Annotated in this window: 18 protein-coding genes; 9 read left to right on the top strand and 9 right to left on the bottom strand. The window is 34.1% G+C overall.

The genetic code is table 11. The features are described from left to right. Nucleotides 1–5 precede the first annotated feature (5 nt). From WBG07_RS09355 to WBG07_RS09380, 6 genes are all read left to right on the top strand, one after another. Nucleotides 6–845 carry an ABC transporter ATP-binding protein gene (locus WBG07_RS09355; RefSeq protein WP_340200639.1) on the top strand — a complete coding sequence of 280 codons (840 nt, stop codon included), beginning with the start codon at nt 6–8 and terminating at the stop codon, nt 843–845. 17 nt (nt 846–862) lie between these two features. Further along, nucleotides 863–1,687, top strand: a complete 825-nt coding sequence (locus tag WBG07_RS09360; protein ID WP_340200641.1) for an ABC transporter ATP-binding protein — start codon at nt 863–865, stop codon at nt 1,685–1,687. A 28-nt stretch (nt 1,688–1,715) separates the two neighbouring features. Continuing rightward, complete coding sequence (locus WBG07_RS09365; RefSeq protein WP_340200642.1) at nt 1,716–2,993, top strand: alginate export family protein; 1,278 nt, start codon at nt 1,716–1,718, stop codon at nt 2,991–2,993. Between the two features lie 119 nt (nt 2,994–3,112). After that, a complete protein-coding gene (locus tag WBG07_RS09370; RefSeq protein WP_340200644.1) occupies nt 3,113–3,799 on the top strand; it encodes a response regulator transcription factor in 687 nt (228 codons plus the stop codon). Between the two features lie 162 nt (nt 3,800–3,961). Further along, entirely contained in the window at nt 3,962–7,498 is a 3,537-nt protein-coding gene (locus WBG07_RS09375; protein WP_340200645.1) for a molybdopterin-dependent oxidoreductase, read from the top strand. 8 nt (nt 7,499–7,506) lie between these two features. After that, nucleotides 7,507–8,943 (top strand): rubredoxin, encoded by a 1,437-nt coding sequence (locus WBG07_RS09380; RefSeq protein ID WP_340200647.1) that lies wholly within the window; start codon nt 7,507–7,509, stop codon nt 8,941–8,943. A gap of 128 nt (nt 8,944–9,071) precedes the next feature. Here the strand turns inward: WBG07_RS09380 and WBG07_RS09385 are convergent, their stop codons facing one another. The 4 genes from WBG07_RS09385 to rimK are packed head-to-tail and all read right to left on the bottom strand — an operon-like array spanning nt 9,072 to nt 12,956. Next, the gene (locus tag WBG07_RS09385; RefSeq protein ID WP_340200649.1) at nt 9,072–9,920 is read right to left on the bottom strand and encodes a mechanosensitive ion channel family protein; all 849 of its coding nucleotides are present in this window, start codon (nt 9,918–9,920) and stop codon (nt 9,072–9,074) included. A gap of 48 nt (nt 9,921–9,968) precedes the next feature. Then, entirely contained in the window at nt 9,969–11,075 is a 1,107-nt protein-coding gene (gene corA, locus WBG07_RS09390; RefSeq protein WP_340200652.1) for a magnesium/cobalt transporter CorA, read from the bottom strand. A 50-nt stretch (nt 11,076–11,125) separates the two neighbouring features. Continuing rightward, nucleotides 11,126–12,091, bottom strand: a complete 966-nt coding sequence (locus WBG07_RS09395; RefSeq protein ID WP_340200654.1) for a succinylglutamate desuccinylase/aspartoacylase family protein — start codon at nt 12,089–12,091, stop codon at nt 11,126–11,128. Then, complete coding sequence (rimK, locus tag WBG07_RS09400) at nt 12,081–12,956, bottom strand: 30S ribosomal protein S6--L-glutamate ligase (RefSeq protein ID WP_340200655.1); 876 nt, start codon at nt 12,954–12,956, stop codon at nt 12,081–12,083. Before rimK ends, WBG07_RS09395 begins: the two co-directional genes overlap by 11 nt. Nucleotides 12,957–13,760: 804 nt before the next feature. On the opposite strand from rimK, the gene WBG07_RS09405 reads away from it, so the two are divergent. The 3 genes from WBG07_RS09405 to WBG07_RS09415 all read left to right on the top strand — a co-directional run bounded on the left by WBG07_RS09405 (nt 13,761) and on the right by WBG07_RS09415 (nt 17,840). After that, nucleotides 13,761–14,387: a hypothetical protein gene (locus tag WBG07_RS09405; protein WP_340200658.1), complete on the top strand. Its 627-nt coding sequence runs from the start codon at nt 13,761–13,763 to the stop codon at nt 14,385–14,387. 406 nt (nt 14,388–14,793) lie between these two features. Further along, nucleotides 14,794–15,390 carry a gamma-glutamylcyclotransferase family protein gene (locus WBG07_RS09410; RefSeq protein WP_340200660.1) on the top strand — a complete coding sequence of 199 codons (597 nt, stop codon included), beginning with the start codon at nt 14,794–14,796 and terminating at the stop codon, nt 15,388–15,390. A 68-nt stretch (nt 15,391–15,458) separates the two neighbouring features. Next, complete coding sequence (locus tag WBG07_RS09415) at nt 15,459–17,840, top strand: hypothetical protein (protein WP_340200662.1); 2,382 nt, start codon at nt 15,459–15,461, stop codon at nt 17,838–17,840. A 120-nt stretch (nt 17,841–17,960) separates the two neighbouring features. On the opposite strand, the gene WBG07_RS09420 is transcribed toward WBG07_RS09415, so the two are convergent. The 5 genes from WBG07_RS09420 to WBG07_RS09440 form a co-directional block, all read right to left on the bottom strand. Continuing rightward, nucleotides 17,961–18,113: a hypothetical protein gene (locus WBG07_RS09420; RefSeq protein WP_340200663.1), complete on the bottom strand. Its 153-nt coding sequence runs from the start codon at nt 18,111–18,113 to the stop codon at nt 17,961–17,963. Between the two features lie 654 nt (nt 18,114–18,767). Then, nucleotides 18,768–19,460: a hypothetical protein gene (locus WBG07_RS09425; RefSeq protein WP_340200664.1), complete on the bottom strand. Its 693-nt coding sequence runs from the start codon at nt 19,458–19,460 to the stop codon at nt 18,768–18,770. Between the two features lie 188 nt (nt 19,461–19,648). After that, nucleotides 19,649–22,843 (bottom strand): AsmA-like C-terminal region-containing protein, encoded by a 3,195-nt coding sequence (locus WBG07_RS09430; RefSeq protein WP_340200666.1) that lies wholly within the window; start codon nt 22,841–22,843, stop codon nt 19,649–19,651. Between the two features lie 215 nt (nt 22,844–23,058). Beyond that, entirely contained in the window at nt 23,059–23,388 is a 330-nt protein-coding gene (locus WBG07_RS09435; protein ID WP_340200667.1) for an HNH endonuclease, read from the bottom strand. Between the two features lie 213 nt (nt 23,389–23,601). Continuing rightward, complete coding sequence (locus WBG07_RS09440; protein WP_340200669.1) at nt 23,602–23,859, bottom strand: hypothetical protein; 258 nt, start codon at nt 23,857–23,859, stop codon at nt 23,602–23,604. Nucleotides 23,860–23,867: the final 8 nt, after the last annotated feature.

A 23,867-nucleotide genomic window follows, 5' to 3' on the forward strand; every position in this document is an offset into this window, starting at 1 on the left:
CTCCTATGGCATACTTAGAATTAAATAACATTTACAAAAACTATGGAGAGGGTGACAATCTCACTGAAGTATTATCAAATATTAATCTTTCCATAGAAGAAGGAGAATTTGTAGCAATCGTAGGGTTTACAGGCAGTGGTAAAACCACCTTAGTGAATTTAATTAATGGCTTGCTACAACCCACAAGTGGAGAAGTGCTTTTTAAAGGAGAACCAGTTAAAGGCACCAGTCATGAACGTGGTGTTATCTTTCAAAATTACTCATTGTTACCATGGCTAACAGTAGGTCAAAATATAGCTATGGCGGTGCGGGAAGCATTTCCCAAGGAAAACAGTAAAACCATAAAGCAGAGAGTAGCAGAGTATGTAGAAATGGTTCATTTAACACCTGCAATGAACAAACGTCCAAAAGAATTGTCTGGAGGAATGCGGCAACGAGTAGCGGTAGCAAGAGCATTAGCAATGGATCCAGAGATGATTATTATGGACGAACCTTTGGGAGCCTTAGATGCTTTAACTCGTGGAAATCTTCAAGATGAAATACTCAATATTTGGAATAAAGATAAAAGAACTGCCCTCTTAATAACCAATGATGTTGATGAAGGAATTTACATGGCAGACAGAATTATACCGCTTCGTCCCGGCCCCAAAGCAACCTTAGGTCCAGAGTTTAAAATCAATATTGATAGACCGCGTGATAAAACAGCATTAAACGACAACCCTGATTTTAAGAAAACAAGAAATGCAATTATTGAATACCTCATGGATATCGGGGAAGAACGTAAATCTGTTTCTAAAAAAGTCTATCAACTACCTGATTTAAGACCAAAAGACTTTGTAGCCTAATCTTTAAACCAAAAAGTATGAGTATAGAAACCTTAGAAAAAACTGTGATTGAAGAAAATGCAATTGCATCTTCATCAAACGTAATGCTGGATTTAAAGAATCTCAAAAAGGTATACCCAACTCCAAAAGGAGATTACGTAGTACTGGAACATTTGAACCTTCAGATAATGAATGAAGAGTTTGTAACCATTATTGGGCATTCCGGATGCGGCAAAACAACCATGCTGTCCATGATTGCAGGACTCAATCCTATCTCCGAAGGAAACATATCGGTACTAGGAAACCCAATAAAAGGACCTGGCCCCGATAGAGGGGTTATTTTTCAGGCACCCAGCTTAATGCCGTGGATGACCGCCTTGCAAAATGTACTTTTAGGAGTAAATCGCGTATTCCCGCATGCCTCTAAAAAACAAAGGAAAGATATCGCCAAATATTATCTGCACAAAGTAGGTCTTGATGGAGCCTTTAATAAAAAGGCAAATGAACTCTCTCAAGGGATGCAACAACGTGTTGGAATAGCCAGAGCTTTTGCCATCAAACCCAAAGTACTATTACTGGATGAGCCTTTTGGGATGTTAGATTCTCTTACCCGAGGAGAATTACAGGATATTCTTATTGAAATTTGGAATAAAGAAAAAATTACCGCAGTAATGATTACGCACGATGTAGATGAAGCCATTTTCTTAGCAGATCGTGTTGTAATGATGACTAGCGGACCTCGAGCCAAAATAGGAGATATCCTAGAAATAGATTTTGAAAGACCTCGTACTCGAAAATCGGTATTAGAACATGACGATTATTACCATTACAGAAAACATCTCATTGATTTCCTAGAACATTAAATAATTACCAATTCTAAAAATAAAGATTATGAATAAGAATTACATACTGATTGTTTTAACCCTTTTTTGGATGACAACAGCAACCTCCCAATTTGTATTAGATGGGCAGTTTAGACCAAGAGCAGAATACCGTAATGGCTTTGGAACTCTAATAGAAGATGGAACCGACCCCGGTTTTTCTGTCGCAACAAGAGCGCGTTTAAACGCTGGATACAGTTCAGAAACTTACAAATTTTATTTAAGTATACAAGATGTAATGGTTTGGGGTGAAAACAGGCAGATTTTGCCAAATGATCAAAACAACTCATTTGCTGTTTTTGAAGCGTGGGCACAACTTAATTTTGGATCCGGATGGTCAACAAAATTAGGTAGACAAGTACTGTCTTATGATGACCAAAGAATTCTTGGTGGTTTAGATTGGGCGCAGCAAGGTCGTAACCATGATGCCGCATTGATAAAATATTCTAAAGACAAATTTATCCTTGATTTTGCATTTGCTTTTAACCAAGATTTCCCTAATGTCGGAGGATTTCAATCTGAAGGAAACACTTTTAACACCACTGGTTTATTCACGTATAAAACCATGCAAATGATTTATGCAAAACAAAAGTGGACGAATTTTACTGGAAGCCTACTATTATTAAATAATGGTTTCCAAAATTTTGATGGCGCAGGTGATGGAGATGGAGTGAGCAATCTACAAACCTTAGGAACTCATTTGGTTTATGACAAAGGTAATTTTAATGCAGCATTAAATGCCTTTATACAAACAGGAGAACGCCAAGGAGAATTAGATGTAAAAGGCGCTTATCTATTAGGGTTGGATCTAACTTACAAAGCAACTAGCAAAGTAAAACTCACCGCAGGAGTAGAAGTGATAAGCGGTAATGACGGTGGTGCAAATGAAACGGGGGCTTTTTTCCCACTTTATGGAACCAACCATAAATTCAATGGTTATATGGATTATTTCTACGTAGGTAATCACGCTAACTCTGTAGGGTTAGTAGATTTCCATTTGGGAGCAAACTTTGACCTTGGAAATAAATCGAGCTTGATGGCCAAAGTGCTAAATTTTAGCGGAGAGCAGGATTTACCAAGTGGAGAGAATGCTTTAGGAACCGAAGTTGATTTGGTATTCACAAAAGGATTTAAAGGTTTTGCACTCAAAATAGGGTATTCTCACCTATTCCCGGCAGATGGTATGTATGAATTAAAAGGAGTTGCAGAAAATGTAGCTGCTGACACTCAAAATTGGGCCTGGGCAATGTTAATTATCAAGCCTAAGTTTTTAAATACCAGTAAATAAGAGCGTATATTTCAATAGTTTAAAGTTAGCTCTACTTGAAACAAAAAATTGGTTAAAACTCTAAAATTTAAAGGTGATCACCTCTTGCAGTAGTCTAATAATGTATTAATTTTGTTTGAATGGAACAACACACTATAAACGATACCATTCAAATTGTTTTAGCAGATGATCATGCTTTAGTGCGTGATGGTATCAGAGCTTTACTAGAAGAAGAGACAGATTTAGAGGTGATAGGAGAAGTGAGCAATGGGAAAGAAGCAATAGCCTTGGTGTTGGAAAAACAGCCCGACATTTTAATTATTGATATAAGAATGCCAGAAATGGATGGTATTCAAACCGTTGAAAATTTAAATAAGAATAAAACTGATGTTAAGTGTATTATTCTATCCATGCATGATTCTGAAGAATATATTTTAAACTCAGTTAAAGCAGGTGCATCAGGTTATTTACTAAAAGATACTGATAAAACTGAATTCATTAAAGCCATACATGTGGTGAGTGAAGGAGGAAAATATTTTAGTGGAGACATTTCAAATGTGTTAGTAAATAACCTGTTAAGCCAAGAGAAACAAACCAAAGTAGAAGAAGTAACTGAAAAGAGTAAATCAAATCCTTTTGATTTGACAAACAAAGAATTACAAGTTATTAAATTGATACTTGCGGGCTATACTAACAAAGAAATCTCCGAAAAACTTGAAAAGAGTAAACGCACTATTGAGACACATCGTTTTAATTTAATGCGTAAGATGCAGGTGAAAAATTTAATTGAACTTTCAAAAAAAGCAAGTGGTTTAGACCTTAATTAGGGAATATAGACTGCCCCGCTATTTTAATCTCATAAATTCTCCCTGAATTAATTATCAGTCTGATAATTATAAGCCTTAGTATTATTAAATCTTTACCCCATTTTAAAGGGTATTTTTTTAATTTACTCTTGTAATTAAATAATGTAAAGAACTTCTTTGGTAATGCATAAAAACAAAAGTTTTAATACCATTTGTTCATATTGTGGTGTTGGATGTGGAATAACGGTAACAAAGGATAATCTTGGCACACTGGTGGTTACAGGAGATGAGAAATACCCTGTCAATAAGGGAATGCTATGTTCAAAAGGTAAAAATTTAAACTACGTAGCACAAGATATAAGTGATAGAATTTTGTATCCAGAAATGCGATGGAGTCGCAATCATCCCTTGCAACGTATTACCTGGGACATTGCTTTTAAAAGAGCCGCTTCTGTATTTCAAAGCATCATTGATAAATTTGGGCCTGATAGTGTAGGCTTTTATGTTTCTGGTCAATGTCTTACAGAAGAATACTATTTAGCTAATAAAATCACCAAAGGATTCATTGGAACCAACAATATAGATACCAACTCGCGCTTATGTATGAGTTCCGCAGTTGTTGGATATAAAAAAACCTTAGGGGAAGATGCTGTCCCCATTGCTTATGAAGATATTGAATTGGCAGATTGCTTTTTGATAGCAGGTGCAAATCCAGCATGGTGTCATCCAATTTTATTTAGAAGACTGGAAAAACACAAAGAAGAAAATCCAGATGTAAAGATTATAGTTGTAGACCCAAGAAAGACCCAAACATGTGCTTTGGCAGATGTCCATTTGCAGATTTTACCCGGTACTGATGTTATTCTTTTCAATGCAATAGCCAGATGGCTTATTGAAAGAAAAAAAATTGATCATACTTTCATTAAAAAGCACACCTCAAATTTTGAAGCTTGCAAACAAAGTGCTTTTCAACTTACGCTAAGTCAGGCGGCAACTAAATGCGGAATTACCAAAGACGAAATCAAACAAACAGCAAGACTAATTGGCAACGCTCATAAATTTATTAGCATGTGGACTATGGGGTTAAACCAAAGTGTTATTGGCGTAGATAAAAACCTCTCTTTACTTAATATTTCACTACTTACCGGGCAGATCGGAAAGCCTGGATGTGGCCCATTTTCATTAACAGGTCAACCCAATGCAATGGGAGGAAGAGAAGTTGGGGGAATGGCTAGTCTTTTAGCTGCTCACAGAGATTTAAACGACCCGAAACACCGTAAAGAAGTGCAAGAGTTTTGGGGAGGAAAACCTATTAGTAAAAATGCGGGCTTTACTGCAACCGAAATGTTTGATGCACTTGAAAATGGTAAATTAAAAGCTATTTGGATAATTTGTACCAATCCGGTAGTGAGTATGCCCAACGCTCGTAAAATTGAAAAAGCACTAAAAAAAGCTAGTTTTGTAATTGTTCAAGATATTTCTCATAACTCGGAGACCACTAAATACGCAGACCTATTATTGCCAGCAGCTGGATGGCTGGAAAAAGAGGGAACCATGACTAATTCAGAGCGAAGAATAAGTTACCTACCTAAAGTAATGGACGCACCGGGAGAAGCCATGCCAGATGTTGAAATACTATGGCGTTTTGCTCAAGAAATGGGCTTTAGGGGGTTTGATTATAATTCTACGAGTGAAGTTTATGATGAATATTGCCTAATGACCAAGGATACCAATATTGATATTTCTGGACTCTCCTATGATCGTCTGAAAAAAGAAGGGAGTTTTCAATGGCCTGTTCCCCACAAAACGCACCAAGGAACATCCCGGCTTTTTGAAGATCAGCAATACTATACCGCAGACAAAAAGGCGCATTTTAATGCACCCAGAAAATTATACAATCAATCTGAAGAAACAAGTCTTGAATATCCGCTAATTCTAAATACAGGGAGAGTGCGAGATCAATGGCATACCAGAACTAAGACAGGAAAAGTAAAACGATTGCTTACTCATATTCCATCTCCCTACTTAGAAATGAATAAGGTAGATGCGTTTTTGCTAGGAATAAATGACAATGATATTGCAGTCATAAAAAGTCGTAGGGGAAGTGTCCGGGTAAAGGTTAAAATAAACTTTGATATTAGAGAAAAAGTGGTCTTTTTACCAATGCACTGGGGTAAAATATTGAATAGCGATTTTAGTAGAGCGAATAACCTAACGAACGATTTGGTAGACCCTATCTCTAAAGAACCCGATTTTAAATACTGTGCTGTACGTGTAGAAAAATATCAAAAACCAAAACAGAAAATCATAGTGGTGGGTGCGGGTGCAGCAGCCTATAGATTTGTAGTATCATACAGAGAGAAAAACGAAATAGATGAACTGCATGTATTCTCCAAAGAACCCTATCCGTTTTATAATAGAGTATTACTCCCAGAATATGTAAATGAAGAACTTCCATGGGAAGCTTTACAAAAGTTAAAACAGGGGGAGTTAAACAAACTAGACGTTACTTTATATGCCGGAAATGGAATTGCAGCTATAGATGCTGAAAAGAAAATTGTAAAAGATGATACTGGTAAAGAGCATGCATACGACCTATTGGTGATGGCAACTGGCAGTAGCGCATTTGTACCAACAGAAGTTAGAATGGATTTACCGGGCAGATTCACCATGAGAGAACGTAATCATGCTGATAAATTAAAGCGTTATTTACAAGAAACAGGCTTGCCACCATCACAACAACATGTAGTAATTGTTGGAGGTGGTCTCTTAGGCTTAGAACTCGCAGCATCACTTAAAAAAATCAATATTAATATAAGTATTATTCAGCGTGCACCCAGATTAATGGAAAGACAACTAGACCCTGTTGCTAGTAGGTTACTTGCGGAAGACGTGGCAGAGAGAGGTATTCAGGTGTACTTTGATAATGAAGTCAGCACCGTTTTTGAAGAACCAGAAAGTAACCAAACCATTCAAGTAACTTTAAAAACTGGCCGAACCATTACCTGTAACGCCATTGTTTATGCTATAGGAACAAGACCTAATATAGCCCTTGCCAAACAAGCAAATATTGAAACCCGAAGAGGAGTTGTAGTCAATTCTTATTTACAAAGTAGCAACCCAGAGATTTTTGCACTTGGTGAAATTGCCGAATTTCAAAATTCACTCTTTGGAATTACTTCTGCTGCAGAACAACAAGCAACTATTGCAGCAAACTATATTTTAGGAGACCTGAGCAGTATCTATACGGGCTCTGTTTTAATGAATATTCTCAAGTTTGAAAACTTAGATCTTTGTAGTATAGGAATGGTAAACACACCTTCAAAAGACGACTCTTATGAGGAGATTATTTTAATGGATGTGCGAAAACGCTTTTATAAAAAATGCATTGTAAAAGACGATACCCTTAAGGGAGCCATTTTAATGGGTGACAAAAATGAATTTGCAGAATTTAAGCGCCTGATCGAAGAAGAAATAGAGCTCTCAGAAAAACGGGATGAACTCTTACGTGGAGTCTCTAATTCAGAACCCATGAAAGGAAACCTTATTTGCTCATGCAGTCAGGTAGGAGAAGGCAATATTAAAGATGCTATTTCAAGAGGCTGTACTGATTTTGGCAAATTATGCTCAGAAACTGGAGCGGGACTCGGATGCGGTAGTTGCAAACCAGAGGTGAAAGCCGTTTTAGATCAAGAACTTAAAGCCGTAACTACGTATTAGGGAAAATTATGAACGACGATTTATATAGAATTTTATTCAAAGGAGGCATCACTTCTCCAGGTGAATTGAAAGATAGTATTGTTATTTTGGAAGAACTTGGATTGACAGAAATTCATCTCGGATCAAGACAGGATATTTTATTCAAACTAAACGCCGAAGATCCTAAAGTTTCAGAATACATTTCAAAAGTAAATACGCATTTAATAAGCGACAGAAGCTACCAAAATATAGTTTCATCTTATGTTTCTGCAGATATTTTTGATATGACCTATTGGCTTAAGGGTTCTACATACCTGTATATATTAGAACGTTTTGATTATCTCCCAAAACTCAAAATCAATATCACAGATCCCAAACAAAGATTGGTCCCAATCTTTAATGGAAATCTAAATTTTATTGCCTCCGATCAAGAAGATTATTGGTACCTACATATAGATCTTCCAAACTGGAAAAAAGCAGCTTACTACCCTGTTTTGGTCTATAGTTGGGATATTGTTAGCCTGTCAAAAAAAATTGAAGAGGTTTTTGAAGAAGTAGAAGACATAGAGTCCCTGTTTTTTATCTTAAATAAAAAATTAGATACCAACAATAGAAGTATTAACAAACCTTTGGAGGTTCCCTACCTCACCTTTCCTTATTACGAAGGAGTCAATAGAATGGGATTAGATCAATATTGGTTAGGACTTTATTGGAGAAACAACAGGTATGATCTTAAATTTTTAAAAGATTTTTGCGGATTTTGCTTAGACAATAGCATTGGTAAAATTTCTATTACCCCTTGGAAATCTCTGATTGTAAAAGGAATCAAACAAAACAGTAGAATTGACCTGGAACGCTTTTTAGGGCAATGGGGTATTAATGTGAGGCATTCTCAATTAGAGATGAACTGGCATCTACCAGTAGATGATATGGAAGCATTAGAGTTAAAGAAACTCTTGGTAAGAAATTTTGATCAAAATGATATTAGCACTTACGGGCTCACCATTGCAATAAGCAATGATGTAGGCAAGAGATCACACTTCTCCTCCATAATTATTGAAAAAAACACCCCTTCAAATATTCTAAAAGATTTTGAGGTAAGGCCAACTTTTAATGTTCTTCATTTTGAAAACTTTGATCCCAACACCAACCAATATATTTCTTTTGCGCAAGATGTAGACAAAATAGAATTACCAGGCTTGCTTATGGAGCTTTGTAAAAAATATTTTGATCAATTAGGTAAGGTTACAAAAAAAGAAATTAAAAAATTAAAGACTCAGGAAGACCTAAATGAAGTCTATCAATGTGATGCCTGCATGACCATTTACGATGAAAGAATAGGTGATCCACTTAATCAAATTAAAGCAGGAGTCCCTTTTGAAAAACTTCCAGAAACCTACAGTTGTCCCGTTTGCGCAGCTAATAAATCTGCATTTAAAAGTACGTTGCTACAGTTGCATTCCTAAATAGTTTTAAGAAATAACAATACACTCCTAATAAGGTTAAATCACCAAAAAACAGAATCAGATTCGTTTATTTATGGATATCTTTATTGCCTATCCATTTTGAAATATTAAATGAAGTTACATTTGTCCTATTTGAATAATTCAGTAGCATTTGATTTCAAGTGTAAATCCATTTGAGGAAAAGGTATTGCAATATTATTTTTAGCAAATTTTTTATTGATAATTCTACGGATATCACTTTTTATTTTTTCTATCCCGAATATATCTTCACTATAAAACAAAACCTGAAAATCTAATGATGAATTTCCAAAATCCATCAATCGCGCTTCCGTGAATTTCGGGTTAGAGATTTTTGGATGCTCAAGGGCACTTTCTTCTAAAATTTTTATCACTAAGTCCACATCACTACCATAGGCAACACCCACATTAATTTTAAAACGCGTCATCTCCGCTTGATGACTCCAATTAATTACTTTGTTATTTGTAATTAATGAATTAGGAATTATAACAGAAATATCATCTCTATTTAAAGCTTTAGATGTACGCAATCCAATACTTTGAATTTTTACTATATCGCCATCTATTTCTAAGATGTCATGCATTCTTATAGATTTTTCTGACAGTAATATTATACCAGACAAGACATCGTTAAATGTTTGCTGTAACCCCAATCCTACGCCAACAAGTAGAGCAGCTGACCCAGCTATCAATACAGTTACGTTAATACCAATAGTTTCTAAAACCAAGCTAACTGCAATGACCCATATTACGTATTTAATGATTTGAAATAACGCATAAATATTACCTCTATCAAGCTTATTAAACTGACTTTTACGAAAAAGTGTTTTCTTGATTAACCATAATACCAATTTGGTAACTAGAAAAATGAATAGAATAGTTAACAATGTATAAACCCGTATTACATTCTCTCCTAATATAATTAACTCAAATTCCAGAAATTCCCTTAATGTTTCCATTTGTTCTTTTTAAATGCTTTTTTGTAAATAGTTAGATTATTCAAGGTATTAAAGCCACTTTCGTTTTCTAAAATAGATAAGCATTGCAATCGCAATGAATATCATTACTCCCAACATTATAAAATAGCTGTATTCAAATTTTAGTTCAGGAAGCACCTCAAAGTTAGTCCCATAAATACCCGCAATAAAAGTTAAAGGAATAAAAATAACCGAGAAAATGGTTAGAAACTTCATTACATCATTCAATTTACTGCTAATGGTGGTGTGATAAATATTCAACTGATCTGAAAGAATTTCTCGATAGGTTTCTGATGAATCTATTGCCTGACTAATGTTGTCCAAAAGTTCTTTAAAATGAATTTGCGTGCTTTCATTAATCAATTCTGATTCCATCTTAGATAAAGTCAAGATCATTTCTTTCGCAGGATTAATATTTTTTCTCAAAAAATTCATTTCTCTTTTGTACGTGTAAATTTCATCTATAACGCTTTTCCTTGGTTCCTGTAACAAGGTTTCTTCTAAGGTTTCTATTTTCTCTCCTAGAACACCTATAATATAGATATAATTGTCTACCACTATATCTATTAAAGCAAAGGCCAGATAATCTGTGCCACCAGTTCTAATTCGTTTTTTACCATTTCTAACCCGCTCCCTCACAGGTTCAAAGACATCTCCTCTTTTTTCTTGAAATGATAGCAGAACAGACTTCGTCAAGACAATACTTAGATTTTCAACGGAGATACGTTCTGTATCTTCATCTTGTTGAAGCATTTTAATTGAAAGTAAAATACAGTTACTGAATTCTTGTGCTTTAGGCCTTGTATGTACATCCATAACATCGGCAAGTACTAGCTTATCAAAATTAAATACTTCAGCTATATCTTCAATTATTTTTGCATCATGAAGACCGTCAATATTGAACCAGGTAACCGTAGGTTTTTTTTGATGATTTACAATGACCTCCACTTTATCGATACTATTTTCCTCTAAGTTTTCTTCATCATAATCAACTATCCTAAGAAGAACCTTATCCATTTTTTGGATACCCTTAAAGGAGATATCATCTGGTGAAAGACCAATATCTTCTTTTCTTTTTTTTACAAATCTTGCCATACTAATAGGTTCTGTTAAAATACTTTTTACCTTAATTTTCATATCAAATCATTTAAGAATACTGCTCTTAGACTAGAGGTAACTCATAAAATCTAATCTTTTGAAATATGAAGAATCCCATCACCTTGATTGACTATTGGGGAATGATTAACACATATCACATATCCTGAAAACACGGCCTTTATATTTTTTTCAAACGAACCAAAAGGATCAGAGATACTGCCTAAAACATCTCCAATGTTTACCTTACTTCCTAATCTAACGATAGGGTGAAACATACCTGAATATTTAGCCCTTACCCAAGCAGATTTATTGATGATTTTAGAGGTGATCATCTTATTCTTCATTAATTTTAACTCTTCTTCAAAATTCCTTATACCTAGATGCTGCATTACCCTCATGGTTCCTGCCACTCCAACTTGGGTTACTTTTTTGTTTATATGCAAGGACTTTCCTCCTTCAAATAACAATGCTTTTTTATTGAGTTTATGAAGACTTTCCCTAAAAGATTTATCCCTGTGCCCTGTCTCAATGATAAATTGAGGTTGGAATACTTTTGCTAACTCTAAACCCTCTTTGTCTCCTTCATTAATTCGTACCTGAGGGATATTAAAACGTCCATCTCCTCCGGTATGAAAATCAATACAATAATCTACTGAAGGGGCAATTTCTTTAATAATATGATATGCAAACCTACTCGCCAATGAACCGCGCGGGCTTCCAGGAAATACCCTATTTAAATCCCTGCCATCTGGAAATTGTCTTTTTTGATTTAAAAACCCAAATACATTCACTACTGGAATACAAATGACCGTCCCAAATTCAGGTTTGTTGTATTTTTTGGAAATTAATTGTCTGACAATTTCGATACCATTTATTTCATTGCCATGAATTCCCGCTGTCATCAATAATACCGGACCCTCTTTTTTACCCCTTTCTACAATGACGGGTACTTGAATTTTTGTCTGTGTATGTAATTTAGCAATATCTAAATTGAGCTGTACTCCTTTTCCATTAGGAATTATATGACCTAAGATTTTTAATTTATTATTCTGCATTCCGTTCTACATATTTAATAATCTGACCAGCAATATCCTTTCCAGTAGCAGTTTCAATACCTTCAAGTCCTGGGGATGAATTAACTTCTAAGATTAATGGTCCACGAGCAGATTGTAAAAGATCAACTCCAGCTATCCCAAGACCCATAGCTTTTGCTGCCTTTATGGCTGCATTTTCCTCTTCATCTGAAAGCTCTACAATATTCGCAGAACCTCCTCTATGAAGATTTGAACGAAACTCACCTTCTTTACCTTGACGCTTCATGGCTCCTACCACAACACCATCAACAACAAATGCCCTAAGATCTGCCCCTTTAGCTTCTTTAATAAATTCTTGTACAATGACTCGAGCCTGCAATCCATTGAAAGCTTCTAGTATAGATTCTGCAGAATTCTGATTATCTGCAAGAACAACACCAAGCCCCTGTGTGCCTTCTAATAGTTTAATTACCACTGGTGCACCACCTGCTTTTTCAATAATAGCACCTACATTTCTAGAGTAATTGCTAAAAACCGTCTTTGGCAGCCCAAGACCTGCTCTAGACAAAATCTGAAGACTTCTTAATTTGTCACGAGAACGCACCAACGCTTGTGATTCGATAGCGGAAAATACTTTCATCATTTCAAACTGACGGACCACGGCAGTCCCATAAAAAGTAATGGAGGCTCCAATACGCGGAATAACTCCATTTACACCCTCTATTTCTTTTCCTTGATAAATAAGACCAGGTTTCCTTTTCTCGATAATAAGGTCACATTTAGAATGGTTTATAATTTGCATTTCATGACCTTTTTCTGTCCCAGCCTGAATAAGACGTTTGGTAGAATACAAATTTGGATTTTGTGATAGAATAACAATTTTCATTTAGATAGTATTTATTTTTAGCTACAATAGTTCTTTAAAACTAAGCGGGAAGACTTCCCGAAATAATAATTTTTAAGATACGTACAATTTTTTGCAATGAATCATTCTTGAAAGTGAGAAAAATTAATATTATTAATGTGAATCCTATTTATGAAAAAAAAGTTAAAAATATTAATAAACCTAAGTTCGATGTAAAAAGAACTACTTTTTCTATAGATGTTTTTCTTTTCCGCAGTGTAGCAGGTCTTTTCCGTTAAAAATTTTTGAAACCCCGATCGTTCGGGGGAGAAATGTAAATTCATGAACTCCTTTACAGAAAATAGAACTTAGTGAACTAAAATTTAGGAAAATGAATGCGGTTTTAGCCTTTTCGGCTAAAAACACCTCTGGAAATCGAAGATTCATGAATTCCTTAACGGAAAATAGAAATGACATGAACTAAAAGTGCACCCGACTTCCTTCGGAATTCTTTTGTTTTCCCCACGCCGCCTGGCTGCTTCACTAAAAACAGCTACTAGCTATTTTCTTTACGTTCGCCCCTGTGCGAGCACAGAAAATGAAAATAATAATCTAAAAATAAGATTGTTAGATTAAAATGGTTTAAAAATTTTGAAACTATATTTTATGGAGGTTATATCGAACTCACCTTAATAAGGATTATTAAAAATAAATGCATTACAATTTCTTTAAAGACTTGTGCTAAACCAAAAATGTATTAACTTTAAAGCTGTTAAATTCCAGACACAAAACCTTAGGGATAAGTAAATTGTTGAAAATATCAAATAAATTTAAAAAGACAGTACAATGATTAGAATTGAACCTTATAAAAATATGAACGCAGCCATTCAAGCTCTTGACAACGGAGGTAGGTTTTATAAAATACAAACTAAGGCAAATGATGGAATAATAGATGAATCTGAATTGGAAAACGTTGGAGGCACTTTTAAAGACAAACAGGAAATGATACTCTTCCTCCAAATGTCACTTATGAAGTTGGAAGAATCAGATAAAACAGCAATTTTATCAAAGTTTGATAATGAATTAAAAAGTACTTACGAAAACCATAAACCGAGAGAATTAAAACCTCATCAAGTTAGTTTAAGAGGAAAATTATCATCTAATGCAATAATAAAAGGGTTTCCTAAGTTGATAGATCCTAAATCTGATTTTGAAGGGTCTATTATGTTTCCCGTAAGTGGTGGAAACACAACTACACTGGTGATGATTCCATTGACCGAAGAATATGACGTTTACGAAGTAAAAGATGAGCAATCATTAAAACCTTTTCTAGTGGCTCATCTAAAAAATATTGAAAAGCTTCCAAACAAAAGAATGATTATAGGAGGAATTATAAAAGAAATGAAAATAACTGATGATGAAGATGAAGGAGAAAAAAGATTTTTGGAAGCAGTCTATTATTTTGAAGATTAATTAGAAAACTTAATACAAGTACTCATTGCGCTGACGCTTGGTTTCAAAAAACATTGATCCCATAACCGCTTTTTAAGCGGTTTTTTTTGATTAGAATTGGAATATGATTTTTCACAATATCCCATAATCAATATTCCAAGTGCCGTACCCTTTTATCAAAAACAACAAGTAAGGAGATTCATCCCTTTTCTAGCGAATTTAGTTTGAATTTTAACGACTTCATTGAGTATAGGCGATTGAAGAAAGATGCATCCACTTATGAATATAAAACCATGTAATGAGGCTAAAAAGCATTCATTTCTTACTTTATACCAATATAAGCTATTTGATATTTTCTACCTTTATGCATTAGTCTTTTATAAATACATCACACACTATTATTCTGACTATAGAAATAACCATTTGAATGAATCATAAAAAAGTCGTCTTAGCTGGTTTTGGCACCTTACTCCTTCAAGAATCTCTTGGAGATACGGTTGGGAAAAATGAGAAGAAAAAATTCACTCCTATTATTATTAAAAATTATAGAAGACTTTTTAATCTCCTTCCAGATCATTATGAAGCAGATAATGTTTTGAGAACCAACGGAACCGAAAAAGGGGCTGCTAATATTGAACCCGCAGAGGGATTTAGTTTTAATGGATTAAGCTTTGAAGCAGATGCTAGCGATTTAGCGAGTTTAGATAAACGAGAACGCTATTACAAACGCTCCATTGTTCCTTATTATGATTTTGAAACAGATGAGGATCTTGGTATGTGTCATGTGTACGAATCTCCGCTAAATGCTCGTTGGTTAGTTAGAAATAATACCGATTTATTGCCTTTGTGGAGAGATATTGTCTATGCCAGAGTAGGCGCCTATAGAATAAGTGAGGCTTTTGGTAAAATGTACGATGCTACTACCTATATGGCAGACGGCATAACATTAATGATAGATTACTATAAAGATCATATGCAAGAATTAGAAGATCTTGAATCTGTTCGAATCAAATATCAAAAATAAATAGGCTATTTTATTTAAATTGTAATCCATTACGATTTAGAAATTGTTCAAAAAAGTATTTTCTAAAAATGAGAGAAAAGGATTTTTCTATATACAATTCCAAATTCAAAACCAAGGTAGATGGCGGACATCTTTGGAAAGCTGCCTCTAGAAAAGAGTCAGGAGGAGTGATCACCCTTCATAAAGAAGAGAAAAGGTTACGAATCTATCTTCGCCCAGAAGATACCTTTATGAGTGTTCAAGATGCGCTGTTTGATTTGGTAAAGACCAGAAGTATTTTCCATTATTTTATGTTCCAAATCAAAAAAAGGCTCCCTTCTTTACTGTTGTTAATCCCTATTGCGTTAACCGTAATTTTTATAGGATTTATTACTGTTTGGGGAGATTTGGTGGTGAATTGGTTTTTTTTAGGTAAAAATTCAAATACAATTTTTGGTGTTCCCATGAATCAATCTGCCATCATTTACGCAGTTTTAGCCATCGGAATAATTTACTTTTTCCCTGCTCTATTTACCGGAGAGAAAGAAGGTTTTATTGAAGCTTTGAACGAACGTTTTGGCAATAGAGAAGAATTGCGAAAACGATTTGGATTATTAATGAAGTTTTTAAAAACACAAGGACATGTTGATACCGTTGAACTATGGAATCCAGATCTGTCTAATGAATTACATGATTGGGTAGGAAAGAGTTTAATTCCTTCATTTTTAGATCATGGAATAGACCTTAATCTACAAATTAGAATAGATGAACGAAGATTGGTTGAAAACTATTTTCAAAAAAGAGAAAGTGAAGATCTTGAATGGGAGGAGAGAGATATTGAGCAAGATGAGAATTTTGAAGAGCCCATCGCTTATGAATATTTAGAATCTTGGGAAAAAACCTTGCTGGCAGTCTATGTTTTTGCTTCTACAGCCAGTTTAACGCCCCGCTGGCATCAATTGCAAGGAAATGAAGCTTCGGGCGTATTGAATAACGCCGTTTCATTGCGTTTGGTAAAGGTGTTAATGGACCGATTTGCAGAACGATTATTTTCAGCAGAGGACTTGGCAAAACTGATTTCCTTAGATTTATTTACCAGTAGATGTATTAATGATTATGGCATATTAAAACATGCTTTGAGATATACAAATGATGTTTTGGCCATAAGCGAAGAAGTGGTGGCCTTTGAAAGAGAAGAGGTAGAAGAACAAATGCAATTTATGATTTCTTACCTTCAAACAGATGTGGTTGAAGTGATCCATCTTTTAGACGATCCGGCAGCGGCTATTAAACTGAATTGTATTCTGGAAAATGAAAGTATTTACAAAGAAAATAGATTAGCAGCCATTCGCTTTTTTGTAGATTCAGTTAGTAGTTCTGAGCAATATAAAATTCTAAAAAAATATTGGTATCTCGTTATTGAAAATCTTTCTGAAAAGAAGGATATGAATAATGATGTCTATCGCATTATAGGGGTAGATTCTTTATTAAAGCTAGCCACTATTTTTGAACGCGCAGCTATGTATGAGCACGCGCATGATGCCTTGGCATATATAGAACAAATCTATCCGTTTAGAGGTCAGATAGGCAAGGCCAGAATAAAAGAACGTCAAGGAAATTTTGAACATTCTGTGCAAACCATGTTGAAAATTAGAGAAGATTGGAAACAAGAAAAAATCAGTTTGGAAAGAAGCTCTGTAGTCGACTTAAATTTAGATATTTCCTGGGCTATTGTAAGCGGCCGTTTGGCAAATTATCAATCTGTAGGTAGAGAAGCCATTGCAGATGCCGCAGCGCTGTTGCATAGTAATTTTGACACCATAAGAAATAGTGATCAAACCATTCGTGTCTACAATATTTTAGCCAATTATGAAGAATGGGAAGGAAGACCCGAAGGAGCCATTGCAAATTATAACAAAGCATTGCAAATACCCGGCGTTCATCAATCTGGATTAAGCAACTTATTAGTAAATAAAGGGATTGCCTTAAGACAGATAAAAGAATTAAAAGAAGGCGTCTTTTATGGTGAGCAAGGGGTGGAAATTAAAACCGCTATTGGTGATGCAGATCAATTGCCTATTGCCTTGCATAATTTAGCACAAACATATCTGGAGCTAGCTTTTTCTACTCAAGAGAAAGAAGTTAAAATTCAATACCTAACAAAAGCTTGGCAACATGCCCAAAAAGGACTTGATATTCTTGTGCAAACAGGTTCTATAAAAAAGCAGGGACAATTGCTGGCAGAAAAATTTATTAGCGAATATCTGCTTTCCTTAACTCAGCAAGTCAAAAGGCAAAAAGAGCTTTCTACGAGCCTAAAAATGCTGCAAGATTGGCTTAAGAATGAACTGCAAGCAGGAAGAGCTCATACCTATGACTGTAAGGTAGTATTAACAGAGTTGCTAGGGCTTATTGAAAATACCGAGTTTAAAAGTTTAGAAGAGGTGATCCATTGGTCTTTGCCCTCCTAAAAAAGAAAAGTCCTTAAATTTCTTGGGCTTGTTATTGCGGTAGTATCTATTTTTATGGTATCACCTTACAATTAAATTAAAAAACGAGTAAAACTAAATTTACTTGTCTTAATTAATTTATTACCAACTGCAACGGTTATTGACACAACTGGGAGGCGCATATTGAAGTTGATCAAAGGGTGCTTCTCCACATTCTTCTGCAGAGATGCAAAATTTTCCTCCATAAATTGATTTCTGTTCTCTTTTACTTAAGACTTTTCCTAAAATTTTCATTTTCCTAAAATTTTAAAATAAAACTAAACCGTGAACTATTTAAGGACACTCTCGGCTTGTGTCCATTCCTCCATAGCAAAATATTTTAATTACAATAAATAACTTGCTTTACCTACAAAATGTATTTTCACCATGCTATTAAAGGATACTTTGTCTATTGATTAAATATCAAAAAAGTATATTCTTACTAAATATACAAGTATTTTCTTATTTTAATATAAAAAATTGTCAAAATGAATAAAATCAATCATTTTGCTTTCAGAAGCGAGATTATCAAGAGATTCGCAAATATTAGTTATCAATCTAAAATGATTAATGCTTTTTAAAAGCCCGTACAGTGGAGATTTTAACACTTTTCAGGTTCTGTATAGTGGTAGCCGAAAGATCTAATACTATTGTAATTTATTTTCGTGATATCTAATTTATCTTATGTAATTACAAATAAAGCAAAACAACTTCCTCCCAAAAGGTGAATACCCATCTAAAAGATTTCAGATTTATTTTTTTCTATTAATGATAACGTCTGCATAATGCAGTTTATGAAATATTTACATTAAAAATACATATTTCTTGTAATGGTCCTAAAGAGTAGTTTTAAGATTCTTTATGCGTATAAGATTAAATATATTGAGTGAACTTCATACTCCTTCAAAGCTATTCTTTTAGTTCTTTTTCAATTTCGTTTATTAGTATTCCAACTTTTTCATAAACTTCCTGATACGTTTTCAATACAAATTTTCTGTTTACCTGAATACTCCATAAATAACTCAACACAATTTTTCTATCCGATTCTATCAACGTTAATGGTAATTCAATTTCGCTAATATTACCTTTTAAATCATATTCAAAATGTGGTGCAATTATACTGTTAATTTTGCTGAAATAGTTACTGTGAAATTGCATTTCATTATATTCTTCCTCCAATTTTTCTATTGTCTGATAATCAAACTCGTATAATGAAATTATGTGTTCTCTCAAAGAGTCATTCTTTATCAGTTCAAACCCTCTTGATTTTAAAGCTTCATAACCCGAGGTATTTTGAATTGAAATGAAGTCCCTTGTCAACATAAAATAATGTTGTTGCAGGGTATCCAAATTGGGCTTTTGATTACTAAAAATTTCTCGCCAAAAAATACACGATTTAATTCCCTGTTCGTGCCCAATAATATTTAAACTTATATCTTCTCTGTCCTTTTCAAGTCCGTTCAAAATTTCCGTAAGAATTTTAGATTCTGCTCTACTATCTCTGCGATTATCATTCCAATTGTTCAATGCAAATGCAGAAATCACTGCAATAAAAATTGACAGGAATTCAAAGGCATATTTTTTCCAATTCTTTTTCTTCAATTTTTTTGGTTTTATACCTTAACTGATAAATGCCAAGGGGTTAATGATGCTATTAAGTTATAGTAATTAGTAGCTGCAAAGTTAAATTAGTTCTTTTCGTTACCTATTTCAGATTTGAAAAGTATGGGTTATGCCCCGTATTATTTGGAGTTCATTCTCCTCTAAAATTATCAAAATTAGAACTGGTATTACTTCTCTTTTTTCTTACCCAACGAAACCTTATAGTCATCTACACTCCCTTTGATCTTTAGATTGAGATACTTTATTTTTTTGTTAGCATCTACTTCTACAATCTCCTCTTCTTGCTCTTCATTAATGGTAGGATCTTCCTTCTTTCCAAATAATTTTTGCCAAGCCGCTTTTCTTACCGTTTTCCAAGGTATGCGTAAATAATAATCAATATTTTGATTATTATCATGTGTACCAGACAATTCTATATGGCCCAAAGTAGATTCTATCTTCATAGAGGGAATGGTAATCTTCCCTTGCTTTATATCTAAGCTATTTTGTAACGTATCAAATCGAATGTTTTGCAGGTTTTTATCTCCCATATAATCTGAAAGCGCCAACATTGGATCGTAATTTTTCAACCTTCCATTCAATACTTTTACATCCATTTCTATGGTAGATTGGTCCAGATCGGGAACTAGATCTGGGTATACTCTAATCTTACCTTTAATTCTAGAAGTGAGTTTTCCTTGTAAATTTTCTGAAACAAGATGGTCTTGGCCAAAATTTTCAAATTTGAACAGCAATTTATCCAAATCAACATTATTCATTTCCAAATCTGGCTGCATATAGATATGTTTTGGATCACTCCCATTAAAATATCCACTTAATCTAATATTTCCTCCTGCAGCATCCATATGTAAAGTATCTACATAAATATAATGGTTAGGTGTTGTTCTTAAATCTGCCTTGATATTTTGAAGATCTATTCTATGATACATAAAGTGCGCAATATCAACCTTAAATTGCATATCTGTAAATGGCAACTCATATAAATTAAAGGCATCTGCGTGTTCTTTTACATCTGCTGTTTTTGAAGTAACCACTTCTGTTGGCTTTGGCGGACTTAAATTGAAATTGAAAAGTGCATCAAAGTCAATATAATTTGCCTTTAATCCGAGATAATTATCTCTTTTCTTTATTTGAGGATCTTTACCCAGATAATAGTTTACATCTAAATTAAAATTGGTGGTTCCTATTTCCCCATGAAAATCTTTTATCACTAAGTGTTCCTCTCCGTAATGTATATTTCCTCTAAAATTGTTAAAGCGAAGTGGATGCAATTTCATTTTTGTGTCTAACTTGTCTAAAGCCAAATCTATGGATTGCAAAGCAGAATCTTTATAATGCATACTAGAAGTAAAATGCAATGCCAAATTATCAAAAGTTTCGTGTCTGTATTCTTTTGGAACATAATTTTCTCCCTGATACGAAAAGACATCTTCCAGTCTTAATTTATTAGAAATAAGATTGATATCTAAATATACATCTCCGTTAAGTTCGGGTTGCATCCAAAAAGCATACTCATATATTAGCCCGTCAAAATGAAAATCACTATCATCTATGTATCCCGTAAAATCTATTATTTCTAAGTTTTTGTCACCTATAAACACATCGGCATGAAAATCATGCAATCTATGCGGATAATGCTTCAGGTCTGCATATAAACTATCAATAAAAAATTCACCTTTCGGTAAATACTCAGATTCTGTAAAATCTTTTGCAGAAGCCTTAAAAGAAAGCCCCAACCTCAGCTCTTTTATTTGTTCATCAAAACCTTTTTGAATAGTGTCTTGTTTTGAAAAACTGGTTAATTCAGCAATATCCAGGTATTTGGAGGTAATATCCAAATGAGCATCTACTGGGATGTTAGTATGATGCACAATTGCAGGTAGGTCTGAAAGAAAACCACTTGCCGATAGATCTGAATTTCCAATCATTAGTTCAAACTGGTTCAGGGTCGCTTCCTTGCCATTCATTACTAAATTTACATTCAAATCGTGCAAGGGAGCGGGAAATTCTTTGGCAACTAAGCTCAAGTCTTTTACAATCAATTCTGCAAAGTACGCCTGATTGAATTTTTGTAATGCCTTTTCGGGCATGTCAATATCAATAATATCGTGAAAATTCATTTTTAGCGAAACCTCTCCGGAAGCATCTTGTACTTGCTCTAGTTCCAGAAAGTCTACAATAAAATCAAGATTGAAATTTGAGTTGAGTTGCATCTCTACTTCTGGAGATTCAAAATTCTTTACAAAAATAGCCCCTTCAAATTCTCCCTTTTCCAAAGAGGCGGTCATATTGGTTAGCGAAAATTCCATGGTACTTGCGCTTCTATTTTTTCCATTTGTAAAATGACCATTGAAGCCCATATTATCTATCTTTTTGCCTCTTTCAGTATTCTCTAAAAAGGCTTTTCCAGCCCCAAAATTGACATCGATAAAAGGTGTGTTTCCTTTGTTAGCAGGTCCTTGAATACTCGCATTAAAATAAATTTCACCAGAATTTTTGTATTTATCTAAAACGGGGATTATATCTGCCGGAGCAAAAGCAATAAGCATATCAAAATTGGGCTTTGTTCCTTTTACAGAAAGGTCAAGATTTACATCATTTTTTGTGTCTATAGAGCCTTCTAACTCAAAATCCCCATTTTCCATTATAATCCCTGAAGGTTGTATCTCAAGAATGCCCGTGGACTCATTAAATACCAGTTCTGTATGCACTTCAAAATGTTTTTTACGGATGAAGGTTGTATCCCCGTCTTTTATCACATTTAATTCAAACTCTGTATCTATTTGTCCAGCGGTAATACTATCTTTTCGGCTAAAACTACCTGTACCTGTGTATATAAATTTTTGGACCTCTGTATTCGTAGCTTCATCTAAGGTGTGGATATCCAGATTTTTGAATTTAATTTTTTTTAGATGAAGATTGGTAGCGGGTGTTTCTGTTTCAGCAGTGCTTGCCAAGGAGTTTTGAATATTGGTAGTATTATTTTCATGAATAACCATATTAAAGACGCCTTCTTTAACTAATACGGATTGAATAGCATAGTTTTTATTAACCATATCCCATAGGTTAAAGCCTATGTATAGGTCTTTTACATCCATTATAATGGGTGCATTGTCTTCTTTTGTTTCAAAAATTTGCACATCTTCCACTTTTACAGAGATGTATGGAAAGTTTCCGAAAAGTGATAATTTACTTTCGCCAACACTCACGAGGCCTTTGTGTTCTTGGTTTAGTTTTGCGATCTCCCCCTTGATAATTTCAGATTGGTTGCTCTGAATATATAGTATGAGGCCTCCAACTAATAAAATAGGAACTACGATAAGTGCCCATAAAATTCGTTTCCAGCGTTTTTTAATCTTCAAAGTAATGGTCTTTAGGATTAGAAAAGGTGTTTGACCTTAAAAGTAAAGAATTCGTGTGAAAAAACTTGTTTTAGTATCTGATTTAGTTTTTGGGTTCACCGCATTTATTTATTAACTGTTTTACAGTTTTTAAATTTTTACCCCCCTAAACGCTGTGGTGTTAGCCTTGTTGGTTTTATTTATTCTAAAGGCTTGTGCGGTACTTACCATTGGACTTAATTATTTTTTATTTCAGGTGGATTCGCTAAAGCTTGTTTAACAACAGTTGCAACTGTGTCTATTGTAATTTTGTTTCTTTTACAATATTCACTTTGTAACCAATCTTCAATAAGTTTTGCTCCTTTACTTGCATTACAAGAAATACAACATAGCGCAATATTGTCCTTTCCATTTATTCTTATATCATTGACAATATGTTCCCATGAAGGTTTTGATTTTCTCAAATCATTGCTCTCTGAAAATTCTACTCTACAATAAACACAACTTTTATCTCGCCGTTTTACAAAGATTTCTACATCACTTGAAATTCCCCATTTATTCGCCATAAATCAATTATTCTCCTTCAAAGAAATTGTTATCAATTTCTTTAACTTCATAGGTTGTTTTTACTTGAACACCAACATTGTATTGATGCATCAAGTCCACTAGCTTCGAACCGTCAATTAAGATAATTGAATGATGAGCCTCTCTCGCTTTTTTAATTGCTTAATCATCAAAAGTAGATGTTGTTATGAAACCTCCTTTTGAAGTGTCTCCACTCATTCAGGAGTTAATTCGTTCAGAAGTTCCTCTTTAGAAGTTATACTTGGTATGTTAATAATCAAGTTTGTATGTTCTCTTTCATAATTTACAAAAGCATAGCATAAAAGTAAAATAGCTTTATACCGTTTTTCTTTCAATTCTTGTTTTGAGTCCGATTTCTTTTTTCTAGAAGCAATAACATAAGAAACGATTGCTGGTATGACACTTCCAATCCCTATTAATCCGAGTGCCGCTAAAATTTGTTCAATCGTCATATTTTAAT

Source organism: Ascidiimonas meishanensis, from assembly GCF_037782385.1.
Classification (GTDB): Bacteria; Bacteroidota; Bacteroidia; order Flavobacteriales; family Flavobacteriaceae; genus Ascidiimonas; species Ascidiimonas meishanensis.